This window comes from Streptomyces sp. NPDC051105 (assembly GCF_040682795.1).
GTDB lineage: Bacteria > Actinomycetota > Actinomycetes > Streptomycetales > Streptomycetaceae > Streptomyces.
The window spans coordinates 1-26,560 of the sequence record NZ_JBFBBR010000004.1 but is presented as its reverse complement, the minus strand read 5'-3'; the positions used below and the strand labels follow the sequence as shown (position 1 = coordinate 26,560).

The 26,560-nt window shown below is 71.7% G+C and carries 24 protein-coding genes; 18 read left to right on the top strand and 6 right to left on the bottom strand.

The window, feature by feature from the left end; genetic code table 11:
• Positions 1 to 69 precede the first annotated feature (69 nt).
• The 5 genes from AB0N16_RS10925 (at position 70) to AB0N16_RS10905 (ending at position 5,445) form a co-directional block, all read left to right on the top strand.
• Positions 70 to 309: a hypothetical protein gene (locus AB0N16_RS10925; protein ID WP_009309707.1), complete on the top strand. Its 240-nt coding sequence runs from the start codon at positions 70 to 72 to the stop codon at positions 307 to 309.
• Between the two features lie 40 nt (positions 310 to 349).
• Positions 350 to 1,693 (top strand): NYN domain-containing protein, encoded by a 1,344-nt coding sequence (locus tag AB0N16_RS10920; protein WP_365795280.1) that lies wholly within the window; start codon positions 350 to 352, stop codon positions 1,691 to 1,693.
• A gap of 210 nt (positions 1,694 to 1,903) precedes the next feature.
• A complete protein-coding gene (locus tag AB0N16_RS10915) occupies positions 1,904 to 2,938 on the top strand; it encodes an NlpC/P60 family protein (protein ID WP_365795278.1) in 1,035 nt (344 codons plus the stop codon).
• A 263-nt stretch (positions 2,939 to 3,201) separates the two neighbouring features.
• The gene (locus tag AB0N16_RS10910) at positions 3,202 to 4,218 is read left to right on the top strand and encodes an NlpC/P60 family protein (protein WP_365795276.1); all 1,017 of its coding nucleotides are present in this window, start codon (positions 3,202 to 3,204) and stop codon (positions 4,216 to 4,218) included.
• 30 nt (positions 4,219 to 4,248) lie between these two features.
• Entirely contained in the window at positions 4,249 to 5,445 is a 1,197-nt protein-coding gene (locus AB0N16_RS10905; RefSeq protein WP_365795274.1) for a hypothetical protein, read from the top strand.
• Positions 5,446 to 5,457: 12 nt separating this feature from the next.
• On the opposite strand, the gene AB0N16_RS10900 is transcribed toward AB0N16_RS10905, so the two are convergent.
• Positions 5,458 to 6,693 (bottom strand): glycosyltransferase family 87 protein, encoded by a 1,236-nt coding sequence (locus tag AB0N16_RS10900; protein WP_365795272.1) that lies wholly within the window; start codon positions 6,691 to 6,693, stop codon positions 5,458 to 5,460.
• 111 nt (positions 6,694 to 6,804) lie between these two features.
• Between AB0N16_RS10900 and AB0N16_RS10895 the strand changes: the two genes are divergently transcribed.
• Together AB0N16_RS10895 and AB0N16_RS10890 are read left to right on the top strand one after the other, a co-directional pair.
• Positions 6,805 to 7,947 (top strand): glycosyltransferase family 4 protein, encoded by a 1,143-nt coding sequence (locus tag AB0N16_RS10895; RefSeq protein WP_365795270.1) that lies wholly within the window; start codon positions 6,805 to 6,807, stop codon positions 7,945 to 7,947.
• Positions 7,948 to 8,155: 208 nt separating this feature from the next.
• Positions 8,156 to 9,739, top strand: coding sequence for a GMC oxidoreductase (locus tag AB0N16_RS10890; RefSeq protein ID WP_365796167.1), 1,584 nt, complete (start codon positions 8,156 to 8,158; stop codon positions 9,737 to 9,739).
• Positions 9,740 to 9,764: 25 nt separating this feature from the next.
• Here AB0N16_RS10890 and AB0N16_RS10885 read toward each other — a convergent pair whose 3' ends face one another.
• Positions 9,765 to 11,561, bottom strand: a complete 1,797-nt coding sequence (locus tag AB0N16_RS10885; RefSeq protein WP_365795268.1) for an AMP-dependent synthetase/ligase — start codon at positions 11,559 to 11,561, stop codon at positions 9,765 to 9,767.
• Between the two features lie 316 nt (positions 11,562 to 11,877).
• Here AB0N16_RS10885 and AB0N16_RS10880 point away from each other — a divergent pair, with 316 nt between their 5' ends.
• The 6 genes from AB0N16_RS10880 (at position 11,878) to AB0N16_RS10855 (ending at position 17,366) form a co-directional block, all read left to right on the top strand.
• Positions 11,878 to 12,675 carry a metallophosphoesterase gene (locus AB0N16_RS10880; RefSeq protein ID WP_365795266.1) on the top strand — a complete coding sequence of 266 codons (798 nt, stop codon included), beginning with the start codon at positions 11,878 to 11,880 and terminating at the stop codon, positions 12,673 to 12,675.
• Between the two features lie 134 nt (positions 12,676 to 12,809).
• The gene (locus tag AB0N16_RS10875) at positions 12,810 to 13,253 is read left to right on the top strand and encodes an SRPBCC family protein (RefSeq protein ID WP_301653415.1); all 444 of its coding nucleotides are present in this window, start codon (positions 12,810 to 12,812) and stop codon (positions 13,251 to 13,253) included.
• A gap of 250 nt (positions 13,254 to 13,503) precedes the next feature.
• A complete protein-coding gene (locus AB0N16_RS10870) occupies positions 13,504 to 14,658 on the top strand; it encodes an ArsA-related P-loop ATPase (RefSeq protein WP_365795263.1) in 1,155 nt (384 codons plus the stop codon).
• Positions 14,659 to 14,721: 63 nt separating this feature from the next.
• The gene (locus tag AB0N16_RS10865; RefSeq protein ID WP_365795261.1) at positions 14,722 to 15,183 is read left to right on the top strand and encodes a DUF5304 domain-containing protein; all 462 of its coding nucleotides are present in this window, start codon (positions 14,722 to 14,724) and stop codon (positions 15,181 to 15,183) included.
• Between the two features lie 309 nt (positions 15,184 to 15,492).
• The gene (locus AB0N16_RS10860; protein WP_365795259.1) at positions 15,493 to 16,446 is read left to right on the top strand and encodes an ROK family glucokinase; all 954 of its coding nucleotides are present in this window, start codon (positions 15,493 to 15,495) and stop codon (positions 16,444 to 16,446) included.
• A 167-nt stretch (positions 16,447 to 16,613) separates the two neighbouring features.
• A complete protein-coding gene (locus tag AB0N16_RS10855; protein WP_365795257.1) occupies positions 16,614 to 17,366 on the top strand; it encodes an endonuclease/exonuclease/phosphatase family protein in 753 nt (250 codons plus the stop codon).
• 92 nt (positions 17,367 to 17,458) lie between these two features.
• Here the strand turns inward: AB0N16_RS10855 and AB0N16_RS10850 are convergent, their stop codons facing one another.
• Together AB0N16_RS10850 and AB0N16_RS10845 are read right to left on the bottom strand one after the other, a co-directional pair.
• Positions 17,459 to 18,022, bottom strand: a complete 564-nt coding sequence (locus AB0N16_RS10850; protein ID WP_365795255.1) for a hypothetical protein — start codon at positions 18,020 to 18,022, stop codon at positions 17,459 to 17,461.
• Positions 18,015 to 18,794, bottom strand: a complete 780-nt coding sequence (locus tag AB0N16_RS10845) for an alpha/beta fold hydrolase (protein ID WP_365795254.1) — start codon at positions 18,792 to 18,794, stop codon at positions 18,015 to 18,017. Before AB0N16_RS10845 ends, AB0N16_RS10850 begins: the two co-directional genes overlap by 8 nt.
• Positions 18,795 to 18,974: 180 nt before the next feature.
• On the opposite strand from AB0N16_RS10845, the gene AB0N16_RS10840 reads away from it, so the two are divergent.
• The 4 genes from AB0N16_RS10840 (at position 18,975) to AB0N16_RS10825 (ending at position 22,799) form a co-directional block, all read left to right on the top strand.
• On the top strand, positions 18,975 to 19,697 hold the full coding sequence (locus tag AB0N16_RS10840; RefSeq protein WP_365795252.1) for a lysophospholipid acyltransferase family protein: 723 nt from the start codon (positions 18,975 to 18,977) through the stop codon (positions 19,695 to 19,697).
• Between the two features lie 52 nt (positions 19,698 to 19,749).
• A complete protein-coding gene (locus tag AB0N16_RS10835; protein WP_365795250.1) occupies positions 19,750 to 20,964 on the top strand; it encodes a DUF5931 domain-containing protein in 1,215 nt (404 codons plus the stop codon).
• Positions 20,961 to 21,635, top strand: coding sequence for a response regulator transcription factor (locus AB0N16_RS10830; protein WP_365795249.1), 675 nt, complete (start codon positions 20,961 to 20,963; stop codon positions 21,633 to 21,635). Before AB0N16_RS10835 ends, AB0N16_RS10830 begins: the two co-directional genes overlap by 4 nt.
• Before the next feature lie 135 nt (positions 21,636 to 21,770).
• Positions 21,771 to 22,799, top strand: a complete 1,029-nt coding sequence (locus AB0N16_RS10825; protein ID WP_365795247.1) for a 6-phosphofructokinase — start codon at positions 21,771 to 21,773, stop codon at positions 22,797 to 22,799.
• Positions 22,800 to 22,913: 114 nt separating this feature from the next.
• Here AB0N16_RS10825 and AB0N16_RS10820 read toward each other — a convergent pair whose 3' ends face one another.
• Both AB0N16_RS10820 and AB0N16_RS10815 read right to left on the bottom strand, forming a co-directional pair.
• The gene (locus AB0N16_RS10820) at positions 22,914 to 24,812 is read right to left on the bottom strand and encodes an anthranilate synthase family protein (protein ID WP_365795245.1); all 1,899 of its coding nucleotides are present in this window, start codon (positions 24,810 to 24,812) and stop codon (positions 22,914 to 22,916) included.
• 97 nt (positions 24,813 to 24,909) lie between these two features.
• Complete coding sequence (locus tag AB0N16_RS10815) at positions 24,910 to 24,966, bottom strand: trp operon leader peptide (protein WP_111582571.1); 57 nt, start codon at positions 24,964 to 24,966, stop codon at positions 24,910 to 24,912.
• Positions 24,967 to 25,071: 105 nt separating this feature from the next.
• On the opposite strand from AB0N16_RS10815, the gene AB0N16_RS10810 reads away from it, so the two are divergent.
• Entirely contained in the window at positions 25,072 to 26,424 is a 1,353-nt protein-coding gene (locus AB0N16_RS10810; RefSeq protein ID WP_365795243.1) for a class II 3-deoxy-7-phosphoheptulonate synthase, read from the top strand.
• Positions 26,425 to 26,560: the final 136 nt, after the last annotated feature.

The following is a 26,560-nucleotide window of genomic DNA, read 5'->3' as shown; positions in this document are numbered from 1 at the left end:
CCGTAGGGTAACGAGCCACACGCGTCGGGACGGCGCGTCACGGACACTAGAAGGAAGCGAACAGCCACGATGACGGTTCCCCTGCCGACTGCCACGACGCGGTGGCGCTGCACCCTCTGCGGCAACCTGACGCGCTTCGACGTGACCCGCTCGTCGAAGGTCGTGGAGTACGTGCACCTCGACCTGGCCGGTGAGCCCAAGGTCGAGGAGCGCGAGGTGGTCAGTGAGACCATCGAGTCGGTGCGCTGCCGCTGGTGCAACGCGGTGGACCAGGTGGAACTCGTGGACAGGCCGGGTGCCGACTCCTGAGACCGGGAGGCGGCCGCGCACAGGTGATGGGGTGTGACGGATGGTGGAGACCACAGGCGGGGGGCCGGGCGACGGCACCGCCGAGGTGCTTGACCGTCCGCTGCCCGACGGCGTGCGACGGCGTGTCGTACAGATCGTGTCGGACGGCTTCGGTGGGCTGACCATCGCCGAACTGCCCGCCCAGCTGCGGCAGTACGCCCGTTTCGCCCCGAATCGACGCGCCAAGTTCGCCGGGAACGCCATGGCGACGGCGCTGGAGACGGACACCCTCTTCCGGCAGCGGATCGGGGAGAAGCTCAGAGAGGCCCAGCCGGAACTCGCCGGCGCCCTCGACTCCGGTTCCCCGCCCCCGGCCGCGGACCCGCTCGATGTGGCGGCCGCGGCCTACGTACTGCGCCCCACGGGCTGGGTGAAGCTGGTGGCGGCGGCCGGCGAGGAGGCCCAGCGGGCCGACGCCGAGCGGGCCGACGAGGAGAGCCGGGCCGAGCTGGAGCGGCTGCGCGAGGAGCTGGACCGGGCCCGGGGGCAGACCCGTGCCGAGACGGAGCGGCTGCGCGCCGAACTGGACGCGGCGAAGAGGGAAGCGGAATCGCTTCACCGTAAGCTGCGCGCGGCCCTCAGTGACGTCAAGCGCGGTGAGGCCGCGCTGCGCAAGTTGCAGGGCGAGATGGAGTCGGCGCGCACCGAGGGGCAGGCCCAGCTGTCCGCCGCCGAGAGCGAGGGGCGTCGGCTCAAGGCCCGGCTCGGCGAGGTCGAGGCCGCCCTGGAGGCCAGCCGCCGGGCCGCCCGCGAGGGGCGCAGCGTAGAGGACATGAGAGTACGGCTGCTGCTCGACACCGTCCTGGACGCGGCCCAGGGCCTGCGCCGCGAACTGGCGCTGCCGCCGGTGTCGGTGCGGCCCGCCGAGACCGTGGACGCGGTCGAACCGGGACGAATGACCCCGAAGGACATCGCGGCCCGGGCGCTCTCGGAGAACGACCCGGCCATTCTCAATCAGCTACTCGCCCTGCCCCAGGCGCACTTGGTCGTCGACGGCTACAACGTGACCAAGACCGGCTATCCGCAGATGCCGCTGGAGAAGCAGCGGCTGCGGCTGCTCGGCCAGCTCTCCCAGCTCGCCGCGCAGACCGGCGCCGAGGTCACCTGTGTCTTCGACGGCGCCGAACTGGCCGCGCCGGTGCTGCTCGCTCCGCCGCGCGGGGTCAGGGTCCTCTTCTCCAAGCCCGGTGTCACCGCGGACGAACTGATCCGCCAGCTCGTGCGCGCCGAGCCGCCGGGCCGGCCGGTGATCGTCGCCTCGACCGACCGCGAGGTCGCCGACGGGGTCGCCAAGGCGGGTGCCCGTCCGGTGGCTTCTGCGATGCTTCTGAAGCGACTGTCCTGAAGGTTCAACGGACATATGCAATGCCCGAATTGACCGAACCGTCACGCAACGTAGCGTCAATCGAGCATTACGGCACGTGAGTTATGTGCAAAGAGTGCGTTGCGTGACCAGTTTTTTCGCTGTTGGGTTTGAACTGATCACAGGGAGGTCACTAGGGTCGGGCCTCGAACCTCCACACGGGTGATCACTCAAACGAAGGAGCCCGTCTCCGTGGCGTCCCATCGTCGACCCAAGCAGCCCAGTCGCGCGCGCGTGACCGTGCTGACCACCGCAGCCGCCGCTGCCGTCGTCCTCAGCGCCAACGCCGCCAACGCGGCGCCCAGCGAGAAGCTGACCAAGGACGAGGTCAAGGCAAAGGTCGACAAGCTCTACGAGGAGGCCGAGCAGGCCACCGAGAAGCTGGACGGAGCCAAGGAGAAGCAGCAGAAGCTGCAGAAGGAGATCTCCACGATCCAGGACAATGTGGCCCGTGGCCAGGAGGACCTCAACAAGCTGCGCGACAGCCTCGGTTCGCTGGCCACCGCGCAGTACCGCTCCGGCGGCATAGACCCGTCGGTCCAGCTCTTCCTCTCGTCCGACCCGGACGACTACCTCGACAAGGCGTCCACGCTCGACCAGTTGAGCGGCCAGCAGGTCGAGGCCCTGAAGAAGATTCAGGACAAACAGCGCGAACTCGCCCAGGAGCGGGCAGAGGCGACGGACAAGCTCAAGGACCTCTCCGCCACCCGCACCGAGCTGGCCAAGCAGAAGAGCGCCGTCCAGGCCAAGCTCGCCGACGCGCAGAAGCTCCTCAACACCCTGACGGCCAAGGAGAAGGCCGCCCTGGACGCCGAGCAGGCCCAGGCCGCCAGCCGCGCCTCCTCCCGCGTGGACCTCGGCAACACCGGCTCCGCCTCCGGCCGGGCCGCCGCCGCCTTCTCCGCCGCCCAGTCCGTGATCGGCTCGCCGTACGTCTACGGCGCCTCCGGCCCGTCCTCCTTCGACTGCTCGGGCCTGACCTCCTGGGCCTACGCCCAGGCCGGCGTCACCATCCCCCGCACCTCCGAGGCCCAGGCCAACGCCGGTACCCGCATCTACAGCCAGAGCGACCTCAAGGTCGGCGACCTGGTGATCTTCTACGGCGACTACCACCACGTCGGCCTCTACGCGGGCAACGGCCAGGTGCTGCACGCCCCGCACACCGGTGCCGTGGTGCGCTACGAATCGATCGGCAACATGACGTTCGAGTTCGGCGTCCGGATCTGACCCCACCGGGTTACGGCGACACCCGTACGGCCCAAGATCAACCCGGGGTGGCGCCCGAACGGGCGAATCGCTCCAACCGAAGATGACCCCACGCCCCGCCGGTGACCTGCGTCAGCGGCGGGGCGTCACGTTATGTGCCCGGCGAGGTCTTTGGCCGGGGTGTGTTCGCACGGCTACTGTCGGGCGCGTTTCCTCCGGCGCCCGGGCATCCCCGTCCCCGGCGCCGGAGGAAGCGGTACCTGTCCGCCAGCAGAAGGACCGCCGTGGGGTTTCATCGCCGTCTCGCACCGTCCGGGTTCAACCGGGGCGCCGGTGCCGCCCTCTGTGTGCTGTCGGCCGCGGCGGCCGCGCTCGGCGCCGTACCCGCGAGCGCGGCCCCGAACGGGAGCACCCGCGCCGAGGTGGACCGGCTGTACCGGGAGGCCGAAGAGGCGACCGAGGCCTACAACAAGGCCGACGAGCGGGCCGGCGCACTGCGCCACGAGGTCAACGACTCCCAGGACCGCATCGCCCGCCAGCAGCAGCGCATCAACGCCATGCGGGAGGCGCTCGGTTCGCTCGCCGGCGCCCAGTACCGCTCCGGGGGCATCGACCCCACCGTCGCCCTGCTGTTCTCCGACGACCCCGAGGAGTACCTCGACCGGGCCTCCCTCCTCGACCGTATCGACGTCCGCCAGGCCGATCAGCTCAGGGAGCTGCAGGCGGCGATGCGCGAACTCGCCCAGGAGCGCGGCGAGGCCGCCGGGAAACTCACCCAGCTGGAGCGCAGCCGCAAGGCGGTCGCCTCCCACAAGGCCGCCGTGGAGAAGAAGCTCGCCAAGGCCCGGCGGCTGCTCAACGCGCTGCCCGCCGCCGACCGCGCCGCCTTCGAGCACGCCTCCCGCGGCGACGACCGCGCCGACCTGCCCGACCTCTCCGGTGTCACCGTCCCCGACGGCCGCGCCGCCGCCGCGGTGGCCGCCGCCCGCGCCGCCCTCGGCAAGCCGTACGTGTGGGGCGCCAGCGGCCCCTCCGGCTTCGACTGCTCGGGCCTGATCCAGTGGTCGTACGCGCAGGCCGGGATCCATCTGCCGCGCACCTCGCAGGAGCAGCGGTACGCCGGCCACCAGGTCCCGCTCTCCCAGGCGCAACCCGGTGACCTGGTGGTCTACCGCTCCGACGCCAGCCATGTGGGGATGTACGTCGGCAACGGACAGGTCATCCACGCCCCCTACCCGGGCGCCCCGGTCCGCTACGACCCGGTCGGGATGATGCCCATCTCCTCCGTCACCCGGCCCTGACTTTCGGGCCCCGACCCGTACGATCGGAAAGTGGCTGGTGGCAGGCGGGCGTGGCGCTCAGGAGCGGCGGGGCTGTGTCTGCTGCTCCTGCCGCTGACGGGATGCGGCGGCGGGCAGGCGGCGACCGGGTCGGCGAGGGCCGAGGTGCAGCAGGTCCTGGACCGGCGCGCGGCCGCCGTCCTCGGCCATGACGAGGGGGCCTACGCCGAGACGGGCACCCGGAGCTCGTACGCGAACCTGCGGGCCGTACCGCTCGCGGACTGGAGCTACCGGCTGACCGCCCTCCACTCCGACGGCGCCGAGGCCACCGCCGCCGCCCAGCTCCGCTACCGCATCCAGGGCTACGACAAGGCCCCGGTCACCACCGACCGCACCCTGACCCTCAGCCGCACCGCCGACGGCCACTGGTACGTGGCCGCCGACAAGCCCGCCGAGAAGTCGGGGCAGCAGCTCTGGGACCAGGGCACGGTGACGGCCGTCAAGGGCGCGCACAGCCTGGTTCTCGGCGTCGGCCAGTCCAGGGACACCCTGCGGGACTACGCCGGTCTCGCCGACACCGCCGTCCCCGAGGTCTCCAAGGCCTGGGGCGCGGACTGGACCCAGCGGGTGGTCCTGGTCGTACCCCAGACGCTGAACGGCATGGCGGGCCTGCTGGGCGCCCCCGCCTCCAACTACCGGGGCATCGCCGCCGTCACCACCGGCGAGGCGGGAGGCTCCGGCCAGGCCCCGGCGGACCGGGTCATCCTCAACCCGGAGGCGTACGCCGTCCTCGGCTCGGTCGGCAAGCAGGTGGTCCTCACCCATGAGACGACCCATGTCGCCACCCGCGCCCACACCTCGGCCGCCACCCCGCTCTGGCTCTCCGAGGGGTACGCCGACTGGATCGGCTATCTCGACAGCGGCCGTACAGCCACCGAGGCCGCGCCGGAACTGGCCCGCGCCGTACGGGACGGGAACCTCCCGGAGGACCTCCCGGAGGACAAGGACTTCGGCTTCACGGACGACCCCACCCAGCTGGCCGAGGCCTACGAGGGCGGCTGGCTGGCCTGCCGGATGATCGCCGCCCACTGGGGCGAGGAGCGGCTCGGCGCCTTCTACCGGGCCGTCGGCGCCCACCAGGGCCGGGCCGGCGCCGTCGAGGACGCGCTGCGCACGGAACTCGGCACCACCCTGCCGGACTTCACCGCCCGCTGGCGGGACTATCTGACGGACCGGCTCGGCGGCTGAACCGGCCCGTGCTCAGGAGGGGACCGAGGTCTCCTTCGCGCGGGCGGCCTGAGCCGGCAGCGGAGCGGCCGAGGCGTCGGTCACCGTGGAGCGCCACAGCTGACGGGCCGCGGTGACCGTCGCCGCGACCAGCAGGCCGTTGCGCAGGAGCAGCAGGATGATGCCGTACCAGTCGCTCACCACGATGTGCGAGAAGCCGACCGGGAACTCCAGGACCGTCACGAGGGTGGCCAGGAGGAGCAGGACCGCCGGCAGGGTCATCCGGCTGGCCCGGAAGCAGAGGCAGACGGCGGCCAGGCCCACCAGCCACACCATGTACTGCGGGCTGATCACCCGGCTGGTGGCCGTGAACATCAAGGCGGCCGTGAAGGCGGCGTCCGCGAGCGTGTGGGACCGGAAGCGGGTCGCGCACAGCCGCCACAGCAGCAGCCAGCCGAAGGCGCACGCGGTCAGCACCAGGGCCGCCGCGCTCACCGTCTTCACCCCCGGGCCGAGGAATTCGATCGAGCCGTAGTTGAGCAGCACCTCGCCCTGCCAGCCGTGGTGCCGGGCGATGTGCAGGACCAGCGCGCCCAGCGACTCCACCTCGGTGCCCCGGTCCCGCTGGAAGGTCAGGAAGGCGAACGCGCCGGGCATGGCCACCGCGAACAGCGCCCCGACCACGCCGGCCGTGACCGCCGCCGCCACCCAGGCCCGCCGCCGCACGGCACCCACGAGGAGCAGCGCCGGCCACACCTTGACCATCGCGCCGAAGCCCGCCAGCGCGCCCATGAGCCGGGGGTGCCGGGCCCCGGTGAGCAGCGCGGCGACGGCGACGGCGGTGACCATCAGGTCGTAGCGGGAGTAGACGGTCGGGCCGAGGAGCGGCACGCCGAGCACCCAGACCCAGGCGCCGCGCAGGGTGCGGCCGGGGCGTGGGCCCGTGTAGAGGAGGAGGGAGAGCACCACCAGGTCGGCCAGGAAGGCCAGCACGAAGAAGGCGGTCGGGTAGTCCAGGAAGGGCAGCAGCCCGGGGGCGAGGATCGCCAGGGCGGCCGCGGGCGGGTACTGCCAGGTGACGTCGTCCAGAGGGAACGTTCCGTGCCGGAGGACCTCGTACCACCCCTGGTAGATCACCGACACGTCGGTGGTGACGTCCGCGCCCGGGAACACGAACACCTTCAGCACGAACAGCAGCAGCACCAGCCGGGTGGCACCCCAGACGACCAGCAGCAACGCCAGGGCACGCCTCTCGCCCGTCCTGTCCACCTGAGCCCCTGTCCGTCGCCCTGCCTGGGAGTGCGCCACATGATCTCCCGGCGCCCTGTGCGACGGCCATGAAGCACGGCCGAACACACTGTGCGGGTAAGGTCGGCCGCGATGCACAAGACCCTCGTCGTGACCAATGACTTCCCGCCCCGGCCGGGCGGCATCCAGGCCTTTCTGCACAACATGGCCCTGCGGCTGGACCCGGAGCGGCTCGTGGTCTACGCGTCCACGTGGAAGCGGAGCCGGGAGGGTGTCGAGGCCACCGCCGCGTTCGACGCGGAGCAGCCCTTCACCGTCGTACGCGACCGTACGACGATGCTGCTGCCCACGCCGGGGGCGACCCGGACCGCGGTCGGGCTGCTCCGGGAGCACGGGTGCACGTCCGTGTGGTTCGGGGCGGCGGCTCCGCTCGGGCTGATGGCGCCGGCGCTGCGGAAGGCCGGGGCACAGCGGCTGGTCGCCACCACCCACGGGCACGAGGCCGGCTGGGCCCAGCTGCCCGCCGCCCGGCAACTGCTCGGGCGGATCGGCGAGGCGACCGACACGATCACCTATCTCGGCGAGTACACGCGGTCCCGGATCGCGACCGCCCTGAGCGCCGGGGCGGCCGGCCGGATGGTGCAGCTGCCGCCGGGGGTGGACGAGAAGACGTTCCATCCCGGGTCCGGGGGCGCGGAGGTGCGGGCGCGGCTGGGGCTGAGCGACCGGCCGGTGGTCGTGTGCGTGTCGCGGCTGGTGCCGCGCAAGGGACAGGACACGCTGATCCTCGCGATGCCGCTGATCCTGGCCGCCCAGCCGGACGCGGTCCTGCTGATCGTCGGCGGCGGCCCGTACGAGAAGGAGCTTCGGCGGCTGGTCCGGGAGACGGGGGTGGAGGAGTCGGTGCGGTTCACGGGGGCCGTGCCGTGGTCCGAGCTGCCCGCCCACTACGGCGCGGGTGACGTCTTCGCGATGCCCTGCCGGACCCGGCGGGGCGGGCTGGACGTGGAGGGGCTCGGGATCGTGTACCTGGAGGCCTCGGCCACCGGGCTGCCGGTGGTGGCGGGGGACTCCGGCGGGGCGCCCGACGCGGTGCTGGACGGCGAGACCGGGTGGGTGGTGCGGGGCGGCTCGGTGGAGGAGGCCGCCGAGCGGATCGTCGTGCTGCTGGGGGATGCGGAGCTGCGGCGGCGGATGGGGGAGCGGGGGCGGTCGTGGGTCGAGGAGAGGTGGCGTTGGGACCTCCTTGCGGAGCGGCTGAAGGCGTTGCTCTAGGGGGCTGGGTCGCGGTTCGTCCGCGGGTGCGTTGTGGCTGGTCGCGCCCACGCGGTAGCCGCATATCAAATACGGCCCCGCGCCCCTACGGGGGCGCGTTGTCACCAACCCTGTCGCAGGCCTAGGCGGAACCGGAAAATCCGCACATGCTGCGCGCATGACAGCAAAACTGATGCAGCGTCAGCTGACTAGACGTCACATCCTGGGCATGATCGCCCTCCAGACCGCCGCCGCGGCCGGTCTCACCCGGATCGGGCTCCCGTCGGCGCAGGCCGCCGAGGAGGCGGCCGCCGTCGACAACGCGCCCGCGATCGTGGTCGGTTCCGGGTACGGCGGGGCCGTGGCCGCGCTCCGGCTCGGGCAGGCCGGCGTGCGGACCCTGATGATCGAGATGGGGCAGCTGTGGAACACGGCCGGCTCCGACGGGAAGGTCTTCTGCTCCACCGCCGCCCCGGACCAACGATCCATGTGGTTCAAGTCCCGCACGGAGGCCCCGCTTGCCAGCTTCCTCTGGCTGGACGTCGTCAACAAGGACATCATCCCCTATCCGGGCGTCCTGGACCGGGTGCACTACGACAACATGTCCGTGTACGTCGGGCGCGGCGTGGGCGGCGGCTCGCTGGTCAACGGGGGCATGGCGGTCACCCCGCTCCAGTCGTACTTCAGCGAGCAGTTCCCGACCGTGGACGCGAGCGCGATGTACACCACGTACTACCCGCGCGCCCGTTCCATGCTCGGCGTCAACACCGTCGACGCCACCTGGTTCGAGTCGACAGAGTGGTACCAGTTCACCCGGACCTCCAGGAAGGCCGCCGCCAACACCGGCCTCAAGACCACCTTCGTGCCCAACGTCTACGACTTCGGGTACATGCAGAAGGAGGCCGCCGGCACCGCCACCAGGTCCGCGCTCGCCCAGGAGGTCATCTACGGCAACAACCACGGCAAGAAGAGCCTCGACAAGACTTACCTCGCCGCCGCCCTCGGCACCGGGAACCTCACCATCCACACGCTGGAGAAGGTGCGGTCCATCGGCCGGGCGGGCGACGGGAGCTGGCTGCTCGGCGTCGACCGGATCGACGCGACCGGCGCCGTCGTGGAGAGCAAGCAGTACAGCTGTACCTACCTGTTCCTCGGCGGCGGGAGCCTCGGGACCACCGAACTGCTCGTACGGGCCCGGGACACCGGGGCGCTGCCCGCGCTCAACTCCAGTGTCGGCGCCGGGTGGAGCACCAACGGCAACACCATGCTCGGGCGCGCCAACCACATCTGGGACACCACCGGCGCCAACCAGGCGACCATGCCGGTGATGGGCATCGACGACTGGGCCAACACCGACAACCCGGTCTTCGCGGAGATCGCCCCGCTGCCCATCGGCTTCGAGACCTGGGTCAGCCTGTACCTGGCGATCACCAAGAACCCGCAACGGGCCTCCTTCACCTACGACGCCGCGAGCGACAGGGTGAAGCTGGGCTGGACCGCGGCGCAGAGCGCGGTCTCGGTCGCGATGGCCAAGAAGCTCTTCGACCGGATCAACTCGGCCAACGCGACGATCTACCGGTACGACCTGTTCGGGTCGGGCAGCAAGGTGTTCGCGGACGACTTCTGCTACCACCCGCTGGGCGGCTGCGTGCTGGGCAGGGCCACCGACGACTACGGCCGGGTGAAGGGGTATCCGAAGCTGTACGTCACGGACGGCTCACTGGTGCCCGGGAACATCGGCGTGAACCCGTTCGTGACCATCACCGCGCTCGCCGAGCGGACGATGGAACGGGTTCTCGCCGAGGACATGTGAGCCGACAGGCGGGCCACGTGCCGCTCTACTTCTGGTAGAGGGCCTCGATCTGGTCCGCGTAGTCCTTCGCCACCACGTTGCGCTTGAGCTTCAGGGACGGCGTCAGGTGGCCCGACTCCTCCGAGAACTGGGAGGACAGAATGCGGAACTTCCGCACCGATTCCGCCTTCGACACCGCGGCGTTGCCGTCGTCGACGGCGTCCTGGATCGCCGCGATCAGATCCGGGTCGTCACGCAGCGACGCCGCGGTGGAGCCCGCCGGCTTGCCGTGGTCGGCCGCCCAGCGGCCCATGAACTCCTCATCGATGGTGACCAGCGCGCCCACGAACGGCCGCCCGTCGCCGACCACCATGCACTCCGCGACCAGCGCGTGCGCGCGGATGCGGTCCTCGATCACGGCCGGGGCGACGTTCTTGCCGCCCGCGGTGACGATGATCTCCTTCTTGCGGCCGGTGATCCTGAGGTAGCCGTCCTCGTCCAGGGTGCCGATGTCGCCGGTGTGGAACCAGCCATCGGCCAGCGCCTCGGCGGTCGCGCCGGGGTTGTTCCAGTACTCCCGGAACAGGTGCTCGCCGTGCAGCAGCACCTCGCCGTCGTCCGCGATACGGACCACCGAGCCGGGCAGCGGCTGGCCGACCGTGCCGATCTTCTGCCGGTCCCAGGGGTTGAACGCGGTCGCGGCACAGGACTCGGTCAGGCCGTAGCCCTCCAGGACCGTGAAGCCGATACCGCGGAAGAAGTGGCCCAGGCGCTCGCCGAGCGGGGCGCCCCCGGAGATGGCGTACTCGCCCCGGCCGCCGAGCACCGCACGCAGCTTGCTGTAGACGAGCTTGTCGAAGGTCTTGTGCTTGATCTTCAGCCCGAGGGGCGCGCCCGACGGCGTGTCCAGCGCCTTGCTGTACGCGATCGCGGTGTCCGCGGCCTTGTCGAAGATCTTGCCCTTGCCGTCCGCCTGCGCCTTGGCACGCGCCGAGTTGTAGACCTTCTCGAAGACCCGCGGGACACCGAGGACCAGCGTCGGCCGGAAGGCGGCCAGTTCGTCGGTGAGGTTCTTGATGTCCGGGACGCAGCCCAGCTTGATCGGCGCCATCATCGGGGCGATCTGCACGAGCCGGCCGAAGACGTGGGCGAGCGGGAGGAAGAGGAGGACACTGCACTCGCCGGTGCGGAACAGCGGGCGCAGGCGCTCCACGATGTTGCCGCACTCGGCGAAGAAGTTGCGGTGGGTGAGGACGCAGCCCTTGGGGCGGCCCGTCGTCCCCGAGGTGTAGACGATGGTCGCCGGGTCGTCCGCCTTCGCCTGCGAGCTGCGCTCCTCGACGGTCGCGTCCGCGACGCCCTGGCCGAGCCGGCCCAGCTCCTCCAGGCCGCCGGCCTCGATCTGCCAGACGTGCTTGAGGGCCGGCAGCGTCTCGCGCACCGACTCGACGGCGGCCACATGGGTGTCGAGTTCGACGACGCAGGCGGTCGCGCCGGAGTCGCTGAGGATCCACTGCACCTGCTCCGGCGAGCTGGTCTCGTACACCGGCACGGTGACCGCGCCGGCGCACCAGATCGCGAAGTCGAGGAGCGTCCACTCGTAGCGGGTGCGGGACATCAGGCCGACCCGGTCGCCCGGCTGCACGCCGGAGGCGATGAGGCCCTTGGCGGCCGCGTGCACCTCGGTCAGGAAGGCGGTCGCGGTCACGTCCTGCCAGACACCCCCGACCTTGCGGGCCATGACGGCGACATCCGGATGCTGCGCGGCGTTTCTGCGGACGATGTCGGTCAGATTGCCGTCCGAGGGGACCTCGTACAAAGCCGGAAGGCTGAACTCGCGCAAGACTGCTGCTCCTCATAGGGCGCCGACGCCACGACGTTGTGCGATGCGACGGTGCGGTCCAAGGCTCGGGCAGGTACTCAGGGCTTCGCCACGGGCCGGAAGATCCGTTGGTTGAATTTCTGAGCACGACTGGACTGCCCGGACGTTACCCGCCGGTATGGCTTCTTCGACAGGGGGTCCCGGCGAGATGTTCGCTGCGTCACACAGGTTGGTGTTCCTTCGCGTACGGTAGTCCACCGCTTTAGTGACTGACCAGTAACCGCAGGTCCGGCCATCGCCTGTTCACGTTTGCCGCACAGGCCTACGCTTGATCACCATGGCAGCCACACCCTCCGGCAACCGAACGACCCGCGTCCACGTGGTCAGCGACGTGCACGGCAACGCCCGTGACCTGGCCCGCGCCGGCGCCGGCGCGGACGCCCTGATCTGCCTCGGCGACCTGGTCCTCTTCCTCGACTACGCCGACCACTCGCGCGGCATCTTCCCCGACCTGTTCGGCGTCGAGAACGCCGACCGCCTCGTCGAACTCCGCACCGCCCGCCGCTTCGAGGAGGCCCGGGAACTGGGGGCCCGGCTGTGGGGCGGCATCGGCATGGACCGGGCGACCGCCATCGAGAAGGCGGTGCGCAAGCAGTACGCCGAGATGTTCGCGGCGTTCCCGACCCCGACGTACGCCACCTACGGCAACGTCGACATCCCACCGCTCTGGCCGGAGTACGCGGGGCCGGGCACCACGATCCTCGACGGGCAGCGGGTGGAGATCGGCGGCCGGGTCTTCGGCTTCGTGGGCGGCGGACTGCGGACGCCCATGCGCACCCCCTACGAGGTCTCCGACGAGGAGTACGCGGCCAAGATCGAGGCGCTCGGCGAGGTCGACGTGCTGTGCACGCACATTCCGCCGGAGGTGCCCGAGTTGGTGTACGACACGGTGGCGCGCCGTTTCGAACGGGGCAGCCGGGCGCTGCTCGACGCCATCCGGCGCACCAGGCCGCGTTACTCGCTCTTCGGACACGTCCACCAGCCGCTGGTGAAGCGGATGCGGATCGGGGCCACCGAGTGCGTGAACGTCGGGCACTTCGCCGGTACCGGGCGGCCCTGGGCGCTGGAATGGTGACGACGGCCCCGGACGGGTGTGAAGTCGCCTGGTCGGACGCGCGGTAGCCTTCACGCTGCACACGCGTGCGCACGCTCGCGCACGGAGACCCCTTGTACCGGTCTCACCGGCCCGCATCTGGAGGAGCCACGGCGATGGCGGAACACACCAGCTCGAGCATCACGATCGAGGCGGCCCCGGCCGACGTCATGGCGGTGATCGCCGACTTCGCCCGATACCCGGACTGGACCGGTGAGGTGAAGGAGGCGGAGGTGCTGAAGACCGACGCGAAGGGCCGGGCCGAGCAGGTCCGGCTCGTCATGGACGCGGGTGCGATCAAGGACGACCAGACGCTGGGGTACACGTGGACCGGTGACAACGAGGTGTCCTGGACGCTGGTGAAGTCCCAGATGCTGCGGTCGCTGGACGGGTCCTACCTGCTGAAGCCGGCGGGGGCCGGGGCGACCGAGGTCACCTACTCGCTCACGGTGGACGTGAAGATCCCGATGCTGGGGATGATCAAGCGGAAGGCGGAGAAGGTCATCATCGACCGTGCTCTGGCGGGGCTGAAGAAGAGGGTGGAGTCGGGGGAGAAGTAGGGACACGCCGCGGGGGTACCCGTGGTCTCCCGGGCGCGGGTCCGTCGTGGCCGGCCGCGCAGTTCCCCGCGCCTCTGACGGGGCCTACCTGGCTGGGGCAGGCGTGCCTCCCCCAGTGCCTCAAGAGCCTGGGAGGTGCCCCCAGGCGGCACGGGTGGGCGCAGCGGCACCCTGCCAACGCCGGTAAGTGACACCCCCCCGCGCCAGCCACAGCGGGGGCCCACCTGGACGTCCGTTACGGTTCACCCCCATGCGCACCATCCTGATCACCGGACCCGGCGGCAGTGGCCGTACGGCCGTCGCCGCGGCCACCGCTCTGCGCGCCGCGGGCGAGGGCACCCCGACCCTCGTGCTCGGCGCCGACCGCACGGACACCCTCGGCGCGGCCCTGGGCACGGCGACAGGTCCGGCGCCGAGACAGGTCACCCCCACCCTCACCGCCTGGCGCCCGGACGCGGCCGCCCGGTTCCGCGAGGACCTCACCGCCTTCCAGACCCGCGCCGCGGGCGTCCTCGACCTGCTGGGCGCCTCCCGCCTGGACGCCGAGGAGCTCACCCCCCTGCCCGGCGCAGAGGAACTCTCCTTCCTGCGCGCCCTGCGCGACGCCGCCCTCTCGGAGCGGTACGAGCTGCTCGTCGTGGACCTCCCGCCCGCCCCCCAGGCGCTCGCCCTCCTCGCCCTCCCCGAGGAGCTCCGCCGGTACCTGCGCCGCCTGCTCCCGCCCGAGCGGCAGGCGGCCCGTGCCCTGCGCCCCGTCCTCGGCCGGCTCGCCGGCGTCCCCATGCCCGCCGACTGGCTCTACGAGACGGCCGCCCGCTGGGACGTCGAGCTGGCCGCCGTGGAGGCCGTCCTCGCCGACCGCCACACCGCCGTACGCCTGGTCGCCGAGCCTGGACCGGCCGGTGCCGACGCGGTCCGTACGGCCCGCCTCGGCCTCGCCCTGCGCGGCCTGCGCACCGAGGCCCTGGTCGGCAACCGCGTGCTGCCTGAGGACACCCCCCTGCACGGTCTGGTCGCCCAGCAGCGCAAGGCCCTCGCCGACTGGGCGGAGACGTTCGAGGTCACCGCCGTACCCCACCTCGGGCACGACCCGCGCGGCACCGAGGACCTCGCCGCACTCCCCGTGCCCGGCGTCAACATCGCGCCCGCACCGGTCGAGTGGCCCGTCGCCGACCGGATCGAGGAGGACGGCGTCCTCGTCTGGCACATCCCGCTGCCCGGTGCGATACGGGACGGCCTCGACCTCGTCCGGCGCGGCGACGAACTCGTGATCACCGTCGGCGGCTTCCGCCGGATCGTCGCACTGCCGTCGGCCCTGCGCCGCTGCACCGTCGCCGGGGCCGCGCTGCGCGACGGCGAACTCCGGATGCGCTTCACACCGGACCCGGATCTGTGGCCGCGCTGACGGTGAATCCGGTACGCCCGTTCGGGTAACGTCGTAGAGACGAACCGTAGTCAGGAGTCCGTCATGAGCGAAGAGCGCCCCACAGCCGACGCCTCCGAGGCCGCGGACGACGTACGGGCGACCGACGCCGACGCCTGGGCCACGGCCTGTGCCGAGGACCTGGAGGCGGAGAAGGTCCGCCGTCGCGCCCAGTACGGCCCGCCCCCGGGATCGGCCGCCGAGGAACTGCGCAAGCTCGTCGACGCCGTCGCCGACAAGCTCTCCGGCATCCAGAGCCCGCTTCTCGGGGCGGTCGCCGGGCCCGCCGCCCAGCAGGTGGTCCGGCAGGTCGTGCAGCAGGCGAAGAACGCGGTCGAGCCCGTCATAGAGCGCAACCCCGACGTCTTCGACCACCTGGCCGCGGCCGGCAGCGAACTCCTCGCCGCGTACCGCTCCGCGGTCCAGACCCAGGAGACCCGCTGGACCTCCGGCGGCCACGACAAGGGCGAGGACCCCGGCCCCGGCGAACGCATCGACCTCGACTGACAGCCCCCTGAAGGCCCTGCCATCGGGTTCCCTCCCCCACTGCCTGAAGGGCGTGGGAGGTGCCCCCAGCCCGGCGGCGTAGGGCACGCACTCCCCAGAGGGGGGACCCCCAGCGGCGTTGTCGTCGGTCGCCGACGTCCCCCGGCCTTCGGCCGGGGGTGCCCCCGCCGCGTCGACCCCCTCCTCCGCCTTGCAGCCGCACGCACCGTCCGCCCGCCGGGCCCGCCCCGCGGGCGGACGACGGGAACCCGATGGCAGGGCCTCGGGTACGGTTGGCCGTAGCGGGGCTCGACCGAAACTGAGGGATTCATGGGACTCACCATCGGCGTCGACATCGGCGGCACGAAGATCGCGGCCGGCGTGGTCGATGAGGAAGGCAACATCCTCTCGACCCACAAGGTGCCGACCCCGGGCACGCCCGAGGGCATCGTGGACGCCATTGCTTCCGCCGTAGAGGGTGCGCGCGCCGGGCACGAGATCGTCGGCGTGGGCATCGGTGCCGCCGGCTATGTGAACCGGCAGCGCTCCACGGTCTACTTCGCGCCCAACATCGACTGGCGCCAGGAGCCGTTGAAGGAGAAGGTCGAGGCCCGTGTCGGCCTCCCCGTGGTCGTGGAGAACGACGCCAACGCCGCCGCCTGGGGCGAGTACAAGTTCGGCGCGGGCAAGGGCCACCGCAACGTCATCTGCATCACGCTCGGCACCGGCCTCGGCGGCGGCATCATCATCGGCAACAAGCTGCGCCGCGGGCACTTCGGCGTCGCGGCCGAGTTCGGTCACATCCGCATGGTTCCGGACGGGCTGCTGTGCGGCTGCGGCTCGCAGGGCTGCTGGGAGCAGTACGCCTCCGGCCGCGCCCTCGTCCGCTACGCCAAGCAGCGCGCCAACGCCACCCCCGAGGCCGCCGAGATCCTGCTCGGCCTCGGTGACGGCACCCCCGAGGGCATCGAGGGCAAGCACATCTCCATGGCCGCCCGCCAGGGCGACCCGGTAGCCGTCGACTCCTACCGCGAGCTCGCCCGCTGGGCCGGCGCCGGCCTCGCCGACCTGGCCTCCCTCTTCGACCCCTCCGCCTTCATCGTCGGCGGCGGCCTCTCCGACGAGGGCGAACTGGTCCTGGACCCGATCCGCAAGTCCTACAAGCGCTGGCTGGTAGGCGGCAACTGGCGCCCGGTGGCCGAGGTCATCGCCGCCCAGCTGGGCAACGACGCGGGCCTGGTGGGCGCGGCGGACCTGGCCCGGGAGCCCGACCCGATCATGTGATCGCCGTCCACTGGTCCCCTCTCTTCTGGGGGAGGCGCGGGGCGGTAGCCGATATGCGGCTACCGCCCCGCGCGCGCGACCGGCCACGACGAGGCCGGCAGTCGCGCACCCGCCTCGCGCCCCGCCCCATCGGGCGTCCCGACTCCCTCGTGTCGTAAATTGACGGCATGGCAACCGTGTCGCTCCCCAACTCCCACACAGAGCCCGACGGTTCCGCCGTCATCCGCGTCCTCAGCTACAACATCCGCTCCATGCGGGACGACACCCAGGCCCTGGCCCGTGTCATCAAGGCCTGCGCCCCCGACCTGGTCCTGATCCAGGAGGCGCCCCGCTTCTTCCGCTGGCGCAAGAAGCTCGCCCGCCTGGCCGCCGCCTCCGACCTGGTGATCCTCACCGGCGGAGCGACCGCGGCCGGCCCGGCCGTCCTCTGCGACCTCCGCGCCACCGTGGAGCGCACCGAGGACGTCCTCCTGCCCCTCACCCCCGGCCTGCACCGCCGCGGCTTCGCGACCGCCGTCGTCCGGTTCGGCGGTGCCCGCCTCGGCGTCACCAGCTTCCACCTCAGCCTCCAGCAGGAGGAGCGCTACGAGCAGGGCGGCATGCTCCTGGACCGGGTCGCCGGCATGGGGGTGGAGCACGCCATCGCCGGCGGCGACCTCAACGACCGCCCCGACGGCCGCACCTTCCGCCGCCTGGCCGACGCCTTCCAGGACTGCCGTACCGCCGCACCCTGGGGCGGCGAGTTCACCTCCGGCTCCACCGACCCCCGCCAGCGCATCGACGCGATCTTCGCGACGAAGGGCATCGAGGTGCTCGGCTGCGGCGTTCCCCTGGACCCGCCGGGCGTGGCCGAGGCCGACCTCACCAGGGCGACGGACCACTTGCCCGTGCTGGCCGCGCTGCGGATCCCCGCGGCCTGAACCGGAGCCGCCGGACGGCGTCCGGCGGCCGGAGGCGCTGCCCACCCTCCGCTCCTGGCCGCCCTCGGAATCCCGGCGTCCCGGGCGGAACCTCAGACCACGGCACCGCGCCCCGGGTCACCGTCCTCGTCGTCGTCCGTCTTCATCCGGGCCACCAGCGTGACGAAACCGCCGAGGAACCCGCCGATCCCCGCCGTCGCCAGCCACCAGGTCATGTCCCAGCCGAGCAGCACCGCGACCAGCAGCAGGATCGGCCCGCCCACCACGCCCAGCCAGGCGAACCTGGCGGTCGTGTCGGCGGTCGGCAGCGGCGGCGGCTCGGGCGGCACGAAGTGCCCCTCGTCGTCATCGTCGAAGTCGTCCTCGGACGGCTCCGGCGCCGTGTAGTCACGCGGACCCACCCCGGGCGCGAAGGAGACGGAGCTGCCCAGGGGCTGGGCAGGCCGCTGCTCCTCGGCCGCCCCGGCTTCGGCGACCTCCTCTTCCATGGCCGGCAGCTCGAGGTCCTCCACCGGCTTGTAGGGCTGTGCGCCCGGCGGGTCCGGCGGCTCGTCGCCGTACCCGGCGACGATCGCCGCCCAGGCGGCCGCCTCGTCGAAGGGCACCCCTGTCTCGTCCGGCTCGCGGTCCTCGCGGTCGGAGTCGTGCTCAGCCAACTGCGGCCGTCCCTTCCTTGCCGACACTGGGTGCGAGCCGGCCGATGAAGGCGAGGCTCCCCTCGAAGATCCGGTCCGCGTCGTGGTCCAACGTCGCCACGTGGTAACTCTGTTCCAGCACTACCTCCGTTACGTCCGTGGAGGACACCCGGCTCAGGATCCGGGCCGAATCGACCGCCGGAACCACATGGTCCTGGGTGCTGCGCAGGAGCAGCAGCGGCTGCGTCACCTGGGGAAGCTCGCCGTCCACCTGGCGGAAGAAGTTCCGCAGCGAGTGCGCGGCGTGCAGCGGCACCCGGTCGTACCCCACCTCCGCGGCGCCCGGCTTGGCGATGTCGCTGGCGATGCCCCGGGTCGTGCGCACCAGATGCCGAGCCACCGGAAGGGCGTACGCCGAGAGGCCGTGCACCTTGTTCGCCGGGTTGACGATCACCACTCCGTCCACACCCGTCCCGTTCTTGGCGGCCAGCCTGAGCGCCAGGGCGCCGCCCATGGACAGGCCCGCGACGAACACCTGCGAGCAGCGCTCGCGCAGCAGGCGCAGCTCGCGGTCCACCTCCGCGTACCAGTCCTGCCAGCCGGTGACCTGCATGTCCTCCCAGCGGGTGCCGTGCCCGGGCAGCAGGGGCACGGACACGGTCAGACCGTGGGCCGCGTGGTGCTCCGCCCAGGGGCGCAGCGACTGGGGCGAGCCGGTGAAACCGTGACAGAGCAGGACACCGACCTCCCCGCCGTCATGGCGGTACGGCTCGGCTCCGGGGAGAACCGGCACCTTCGGTCTCCAATTCATGAGAGGGGGCAGGAACTGAGAGAGGCACGAACGACGACTTCGGATGTCCTTCACCGTACGCGACGGCGCTGACACCGACCAGGGTCGTCGGGGCCATTCCCGGCCCTCCGGGTTAAGGTCTCATCGACGGAAACGGGAGGCACTCGGTTGTTGTACGGCGCGATGAAGGTCGCTATCGGGGGACCGCTGAAGGTCGCCTTCAGACCCTGGGTGGAAGGCCTGGAGAACGTCCCGGCCGAGGGCCCGGCGATCCTGGCGAGTAACCACCTGTCCTTCTCGGACTCGTTCTTCCTGCCCGCGGTGCTGGACCGCAAGGTCACCTTCATCGCGAAGGCCGAGTACTTCACCACGCCCGGCGTGAAGGGCCGCCTCACGGCCGCCTTCTTCAAGGGCGTCGGCCAGCTCCCGGTGGACCGCTCCGGCGGGCGCGGCGCCGGTGAGGCGGCGGTGCGGAGCGGCATCGACGTGCTGGAGCGCGGCGAGCTGTTCGGCATCTACCCGGAGGGCACCCGCTCGCCCGACGGCCGCCTCTACCGGGGCAAGCCGGGCGGCCTCGCGCGCGTTGCGCTCGCGACGGGCGCTCCGGTCGTCCCGGTCGCCATGATCGACACGGAGAAGATCCAGCCGCCGGGGCAGGTGATGCCCAAGCTGATGCGCCCGGGCATCCGGATCGGCAAGCCGCTGGACTTCAGCCGCTACCAGGGCATGGAGCACGATCGGTTCGTGCTGCGCGCGGTGACCGACGAGGTCATGTACGAGATCATGAAGCTCTCCGGCCAGGAGTACGTCGACATCTACGCGACCGCCGCCAAGCGGCAGATCGCGGAGGCCGCCAAGGCCGAGAAGGAGGCGGCGAAGGCCGAGAAGAAGGCCGTCGAGTCCTAGACCGGCGGCAGGGGGGACCGAGGGACCGGGGGACCGGGGGGGACTGGGGGAGATGACAAAGCGGGAACGCGTCATACGGATGTCGGTCGAGCAGCCCCTGTGGCGTGCCCTGACCGGCTACCGCGTGCTGACCCTGCTGTACGCGATCGGCCTGTTCGCCTCCGCCTACGACGAGTACGACCGTCCGGGTGTCGCCATCGCCTACTACGCCGTCCTGACCGTCTGGACGCTGGCGACCCTGCCCCGCGTCCAGAACGCGGCGGCCTGCACCAAGCGTTTCCTCGCCGTCGACCTCGCGATCGCGCTCACCGGCATCGTGCTGACCCCCTGGGTGGTCAGCCAGGGTCATATCGACCGCGGCGGCCCGACCCTGCCGTCGATATGGACCGCCGGCTCGGTCCTCGCCTACGCCCTCAAGGGCGGCTGGCGCTGGGCCGCGTTCGCCTCCACCTCGGTCGCCGTCGCCAACCTGGTCGAGCGCGGCCACCCGGCCCGCGACACCGTCCACAACGTGATCCTGGTCTGGGTCGCCTCCATCGCCATCGGCTACGTCGTCGAGGTGGCCCGTGCCTCCGAGCGCACCCTCGCCCGCGCCCTAGAGATCGAGGCGGCGACCCGGGAGCGGGAGCGGCTCGCCCGGGACATCCACGACGGCGTGCTCCAGGTGCTGGCGATGGTGCAGCGTCGGGGTGCGGTCCTCGGCGGTGAGGCGGCCGAACTGGGTCGGATGGCGGGGGAGCAGGAGGTGGCGCTGCGCACCCTGGTCTCCGGCGGTCTGGTGCCGCTCTCGCGGGCGTCCGAGGACGCGGCCGAGGGCGCGCTCGTACGCCTCGTCGAGGAACCGGACGACTCCGGTCCCGTCGACCTGCGCGCACTGCTCGCGCCGTATGCCGGAGCCCGGGTGAGCCTGGCCGAGCCCGGTGCGCCGGTGGAGCTGCCGCCGGGTGCGGCGCGCGAGCTGGCCGCGGCCGTCGGTGCCGCCCTGGACAACGTGCGCAGTCACGCGGGGGCCGGGGCGCGGGCCTGGATCCTGGTCGAGGACGAGCCCGACGAGATCGTGGTGTCCGTACGGGACGACGGCCCCGGCATTCCGGAGGGCCGGCTCGCACAGGCCGAGGGGGAGGGGCGGCTCGGGGTGGCCCAGTCCATCCGGGGGCGGCTGCGCGACCTCGGCGGCAGCGCCGAGCTGTTCTCGACTCCCGGGCAGGGCACGGAAGTAGAGCTGAAGGTACCGAAGGTCTCCCTGGGGAAGGCGGAGCGGCGATGAGCATCAGGGTCATGGTGGTCGACGACCACCCCATGTGGCGCGACGCGGTCGCCCGGGACCTGGCCGAGTCCGGTTTCGAGGTGGTCGCCACCGCCGGGGACGGCGAGCAGGCGGTGCGCCGCGCCAGGGCCGTCGCGCCCGACGTCCTCGTCCTGGACCTCAACCTGCCCGCCAAGCCCGGCGTCCAGGTCTGCAAGGAACTCGTCGGCCACAACCCGGCGTTGCGCGTGCTGGTGCTCTCGGCGAGCGGGGAGCACGCCGACGTCCTGGAGGCGGTGAAGTCCGGCGCGACCGGCTACCTCCTGAAGTCGGCCTCGACCGAGGAGCTGCTGGACGCGGTCCGCCGTACCGCGGTCGGCGACCCGGTGTTCACGCCGGGCCTGGCCGGTCTGGTGCTCGGCGAGTACCGCCGGCTGGCCTCCGAACCGGCGCCGGCGTCCGACGCCGGCGGCCCCGACGCGCCCCGGCTCACCGACCGCGAGACCGAGGTGCTGCGGTTGGTCGCCAAGGGCCTGAGCTACAAGCAGATCGCCGAACGCCTGGTCATCTCGCACCGTACGGTCCAGAACCACGTCCAGAACACCCTCGGCAAGCTCCAGCTGCACAACAGGGTGGAGCTGGTCCGGTACGCGATAGAGCGCGGTCTCGACGACGGTCCGGAAGGCGACTGATCTGATCTTCGCGGCCCGAACGTAAACCAACCGCCTGACAATTCACCGGAATTGCCCTTCCGCGCCCATCCCTGTGTGACCTGGATCACCACTAGCGTGAGCCCCACCAGGCAACCGCGGCGAAGGGACATTTCCATGCGGGTCGGAGTACTGACCGGAGGCGGCGACTGCCCCGGGCTCAACGCCGTCATCCGGGGCATCGTCCGCAAGGGCGTGCAGGAGTACGGCTATGACTTCGTCGGCTTCCGGGACGGCTGGCGCGGCCCCCTCGAAGGCGACACGGTCCGCCTCGACATCCCCGCCGTGCGCGGCATCCTGCCCCGCGGCGGCACCATCCTCGGCTCCTCGCGGACCAATCCGCTGAAGCAGGAGAACGGCATCCGCCGGATCAAGGACAACCTCGCCAAACTGGAGGTCGAGGCGCTCATCGCGATCGGCGGCGAGGACACCCTCGGCGTCGCCGCCCGCCTCACCGACGAGTACGGCGTGCCCGTGGTCGGCGTACCGAAGACCATCGACAACGACCTGTCCGCCACCGACTACACCTTCGGCTTCGACACCGCGGTCGGTATCGCCACCGAGGCCATCGACCGGCTGCACACCACCGCCGAGTCCCACATGCGGGTCCTGGTCTGCGAGGTGATGGGCCGGCACGCCGGCTGGATCGCCCTCCACTCCGGCCTCGCCGGCGGCGCCAACGTCATCCTCATCCCCGAGCAGCGCTTCGACGTCGACCAGGTGTGCGCCTGGGTCACCTCCCGCTTCAAGGCGTCGTACGCCCCGATCGTGGTCGTCGCCGAGGGCGCCATGCCGAAGGACGGCGAGATGGTCCTCAAGGACGGGTCGCTGGACTCCTTCGGGCACGTCCGGCTGTCCGGGGTCGGCGAGTGGCTGGCCAAGGAGATCGAGAAGCGCACCGGCAAGGAGGCCCGCACCACCGTCCTCGGGCACATCCAGCGCGGCGGCACGCCCAGCGCCTTCGACCGCTGGCTGGCCACCCGCTTCGGCCTGCACGCCATCGACGCCGTCCGGGACGGCGACTTCGGCAAGATGGTCGCGCTGCGCGGCACCGACATCGTCCGGGTGCCGATCGCGGAGGCCACGGCCAAGCTGAAGACCGTCGACCCGAAGCTGTACGAAGAGGTCGGCGTGTTCTTCGGCTGACCGCCGGATCCTGCTTTCCACGCACCCCGTGGTACGGCCCGTCCGCGTGCCGTCACGGTCACCGTGACGGCACGCGCTCTCCGTGGGCGGACCCTGTTGTCCGGACGTCCCGGACTACCGGACCGGCCGCCGTTCGGAGGAGGACGTGGCGGCGCCGCGCAGCTGACCGATCAGCTCCCGCACCACGGCCGCGCCGTTCAGGGAGAGCACCGACTCGGGGTGGAACTGCACCCCGGCGAACCCCGGCCCCCGTACGGCGTGCACCTCGCCGTTCGCCGCCCGGCTCACCCGCACGCCGTGCGCCGCCAGCTCCCGTGCCGCCTCCTCGTCGCAGCGGGCCACGAAGCTGTTGTAGAAGCCGACCGTCTCCGGGCGCCCGAACAGGTCCACGACCGCCTGCGCCCCCTGGTACGGCACCTCCTTCCGCACGATCTCCAGGCCCAGCTCGGCGGCGATCAGCTCGTGCCCCAGGCAGACGCCCAGCACCCCGTGCCGGTGCTCCCGGAGCACGGCCGCCGTCAGCTTCCGCAGGAACCGCATCTTCGGATCGTCCAGGTCGGACGGGTCGCCGGGCCCGGGCCCCAGCACCACCGGCCCGTCGTGTGCGAGCACCGCCGCCCGCAGCCCCGGCTCGTCGTAGCGCCGGACGGTCACGTCGAGCCCGGCCGCCCGCAGCACGTGCGCGAGCATCGCCGTGAACGTGTCCTCGCCGTCCACCACCAGCGCGTGCCCGGCCAGCTCTCCGGTCCTCTCCTGCATCCGCAGCCAGAACGGCGCGAGCGCCCCCCGGCGTCCGTCCAGCGCGGCCCGCACCCGGGGGTCGTCGGCCAGCCGGGGCCGCGCCCCCTCCGCACGCGGCCGTGCCGGTCGTACCCCGAGGGCCGCGAGGACCCCCGCCGCCTTCGCGTGCGTCTCCGCGACCTCGCCCGCCGGGTCCGAACCGCGCACCAGGGTGGCACCGACCGGGACCCGCAGCCGCCCGTCCGCGTCGATGTCCGCGGTGCGGATCAGGATGGGCGAGTCCAGGGTCTGGGCGCCGCCGGAGTCCCGGCCGAGCAGGGCCAGCGCACCGGCGTAGTAGCCGCGCCCGACCCCGTCCCGCCCGAGGGGCTCGTGGCGCTCGATCACCCGGCAGGCGTTCTGCACCGGCGAGCCCGTGACGGTCGCCGCGAACATCGTCTCCTTGAGGACCTCCCGCACGTCCAGCGAGGACCGGCCGCGCAGCTCGTACTCGGTGTGCGCGAGGTGGGCCATCTCCTTGAGCCGGGGCCCGACCACCACGCCCCCCATGTCGCCCACCGTGCACATCATCTTGAGCTCCTCGTCGACGACCATCGACAGCTCCTCGATCTCCTTGCCGTCGGCGAGGAAGCCGAGCAGATGCTCCGGGGTGGGCCCCTCGGCCGGATAGCGGTACGTCCCGCTGATCGGGTTCATGACCACCGTGCCGCCGGACATCCGGACGTGTACCTCCGGACTGGCGCCGACCAGCGTCCGGTCCCCGGTGTGCACGACGAACGTCCAGTACGCGCCCCGCTCGCCCTCCAGCAGCCGCCGGAACAGGGCCAGCGCGTCGGCCCGGCCGAAGCCCGGGATCCGGCCCTGGTACGTCCGCCGGATCACGAAGTTCGCGCCCTCGCCCCGGCCGATCTCCTCGCGCAGCACGCGGCCGACGATCTCCGCGTACTCCTCGTCGTCGACGTCGAAGCCCCCGTCCTCGACCCGCACCGCGTGCGCGGGCAGCTGGGCCAGGGCGTCCGCCAGGGGCAGGGTGTGGGTCTCCTCGGGAGTGAGGACCAGCAGGGGCGTGCCGTCGTCGCGGACGTCGAAGCCGCGCTCGCGGATCTGCCGGAACGGGATCAGGGCGAGCCCCTCCTCGGGCAGGGCGGCCAGCCGGTCACGGGCGGTGACCGGGCCGAGCAGCACCTCCACCGTGCTCTCGTCGTGGCCGGGAGTACGGCGGCGGAGCAGGGCGAACGGGCGCTCGTCGTGGAGCAGCTGGGTCAGGTCCATGATCCTCTGTGATCCCTTGCAGGTGGGAGAGGAGCGGCCCCGGAAACGCCGAAGGCCGCCCTCTGGGCGGCCTTCGCGAAGTCTTGCGTACGCGCAGTCAGTGGGCCGCCGGAGAAGCGGTCCACCACCAGTTCTGGTTCGAAAGCGCGAACATGCGCTCACCGTACCGCACGCCACCCTCCGTCCACAGGACAATCACCCCGTCTCACCAGTCGAGCCAGGGAAAAAACAGTCGACACGACCCCGTAGTGTTTACGGGGTGACAGTGAACGCTAAGACCGGCCTGAGCGTCGGCAACACCTGGCGAGACCTGCCCGCGGCGCAGCAGCCCGAGTACCCCGACCCCGAGGCTCTGCGCGCAGCCGTCGCGGAGCTGGAGTCGTATCCGCCGCTCGTCTTCGCGGGCGAGTGCGACCAGCTGCGCGCCCGGATGGCGGCCGTCGCCAAGGGAGAGGCGTTCCTCCTCCAGGGCGGCGACTGCGCCGAGGCCTTCGACGCGGTGTCGGCCGACCAGATCCGCAACAAGCTCAAGACCCTCCTCCAGATGGGCGCCGTGCTGACGTACGCCGCGTCCGTCCCGGTGGTGAAGGTGGGCCGGATCGCCGGCCAGTACTCCAAGCCGCGCTCCAAGCCGACCGAGACCCGTGACGGGGTGACGCTGCCGACCTACCGGGGCGACTCCGTCAACGGCTTCGCCTTCGACGAGGCCTCCCGGGTCCCGGACCCCGAGCGGCTGAAGCGGATGTACAACGCGTCCGCCTCCACGCTCAACCTGGTGCGTGCCTTCACCACCGGCGGTTACGCGGACCTGCGCCAGGTGCACGCCTGGAACCAGGACTTCGTGAAGTCCTCCCCGTCCGGCCAGCGCTACGAGCAGCTCGCCCGCGAGATCGACAACGCGCTGAACTTCATGCGGGCCTGCGGCGCGGAGCCCGAGGAGTTCAAGACGGTCGAGTTCTTCTCCTCGCACGAGGCGCTGCTGCTGGACTACGAGTCCGCCCTGACCAGGGTCGACTCCCGCACCGGCAAGCTGTACGACGTCTCGGCGCACATGGTGTGGGTCGGTGAGCGCACCCGGCAGCTGGACGGGGCGCACATCGAGTTCGCCTCGAAGATCCGCAACCCGATCGGTCTCAAGCTCGGCCCGACGACGACGGCCGAGGAGGCGCTGAAGTACATCGACCGCCTCGACCCGGACCGCGAGCCGGGCCGGCTGACCTTCGTCGTCCGGATGGGCGCGGACAAGGTCCGCGACAAGCTCCCCGAGCTGGTCGAGAAGGTCACCGCCTCGGGCGCCACCGTCGCCTGGGTGACCGACCCGATGCACGGCAACACCTTCGAGGCGGCCTCCGGCCACAAGACCCGCCGCTTCGACGACGTGCTCGACGAGGTCAAGGGCTTCTTCGAGGTCCACAAGACCCTCGGCACCCACCCGGGCGGCATCCATGTCGAGCTCACCGGTGACGATGTCACCGAGTGCGTGGGCGGCGGCGACGAGATCTTCGTCGACGACCTGCACCAGCGCTACGAGACGGCCTGCGACCCGCGCCTGAACCGCAGCCAGTCCCTCGACCTGGCGTTCCTGGTCGCGGAGATGTACCGGGACCAGTAGGCGGCCTCGCGGGGAGTCCCGCGGGAAGTGGGGGGGGGGGGCAAAAGGGTGCGCGCCCCCCCCACCAAAGTTAAAAACCCCCGGGTTTGGGTAAGTTTTTGTTTGGGAAACCCACAAAAAGGGCGGCCCCCCAGAA

Excerpts from the sequence above, each read along its gene's own strand:
- AB0N16_RS10925 (WP_009309707.1), top strand. The coding sequence starts at position 70 with ATGACGGTTCCCCTGCCGACTGCCACGACGCGGTGGCGCTGCACCCTC.
- AB0N16_RS10920 (WP_365795280.1), top strand. The coding sequence starts at position 350 with ATGGTGGAGACCACAGGCGGGGGGCCGGGCGACGGCACCGCCGAGGTG.
- AB0N16_RS10895 (WP_365795270.1), top strand. The coding sequence starts at position 6,805 with ATGCACAAGACCCTCGTCGTGACCAATGACTTCCCGCCCCGGCCGGGC.
- AB0N16_RS10890 (WP_365796167.1), top strand. The coding sequence starts at position 8,156 with ATGATCGCCCTCCAGACCGCCGCCGCGGCCGGTCTCACCCGGATCGGG.
- AB0N16_RS10880 (WP_365795266.1), top strand. The coding sequence starts at position 11,878 with ATGGCAGCCACACCCTCCGGCAACCGAACGACCCGCGTCCACGTGGTC.
- AB0N16_RS10875 (WP_301653415.1), top strand. The coding sequence starts at position 12,810 with ATGGCGGAACACACCAGCTCGAGCATCACGATCGAGGCGGCCCCGGCC.
- AB0N16_RS10870 (WP_365795263.1), top strand. The coding sequence starts at position 13,504 with ATGCGCACCATCCTGATCACCGGACCCGGCGGCAGTGGCCGTACGGCC.
- AB0N16_RS10865 (WP_365795261.1), top strand. The coding sequence starts at position 14,722 with ATGAGCGAAGAGCGCCCCACAGCCGACGCCTCCGAGGCCGCGGACGAC.
- AB0N16_RS10860 (WP_365795259.1), top strand. The coding sequence starts at position 15,493 with ATGGGACTCACCATCGGCGTCGACATCGGCGGCACGAAGATCGCGGCC.
- AB0N16_RS10855 (WP_365795257.1), top strand. The coding sequence starts at position 16,614 with ATGGCAACCGTGTCGCTCCCCAACTCCCACACAGAGCCCGACGGTTCC.
- AB0N16_RS10840 (WP_365795252.1), top strand. The coding sequence starts at position 18,975 with ATGAAGGTCGCTATCGGGGGACCGCTGAAGGTCGCCTTCAGACCCTGG.
- AB0N16_RS10835 (WP_365795250.1), top strand. The coding sequence starts at position 19,750 with ATGACAAAGCGGGAACGCGTCATACGGATGTCGGTCGAGCAGCCCCTG.
- AB0N16_RS10830 (WP_365795249.1), top strand. The coding sequence starts at position 20,961 with ATGAGCATCAGGGTCATGGTGGTCGACGACCACCCCATGTGGCGCGAC.
- AB0N16_RS10825 (WP_365795247.1), top strand. The coding sequence starts at position 21,771 with ATGCGGGTCGGAGTACTGACCGGAGGCGGCGACTGCCCCGGGCTCAAC.
- AB0N16_RS10820 (WP_365795245.1), bottom strand. The coding sequence starts at position 24,812 with ATGGACCTGACCCAGCTGCTCCACGACGAGCGCCCGTTCGCCCTGCTC.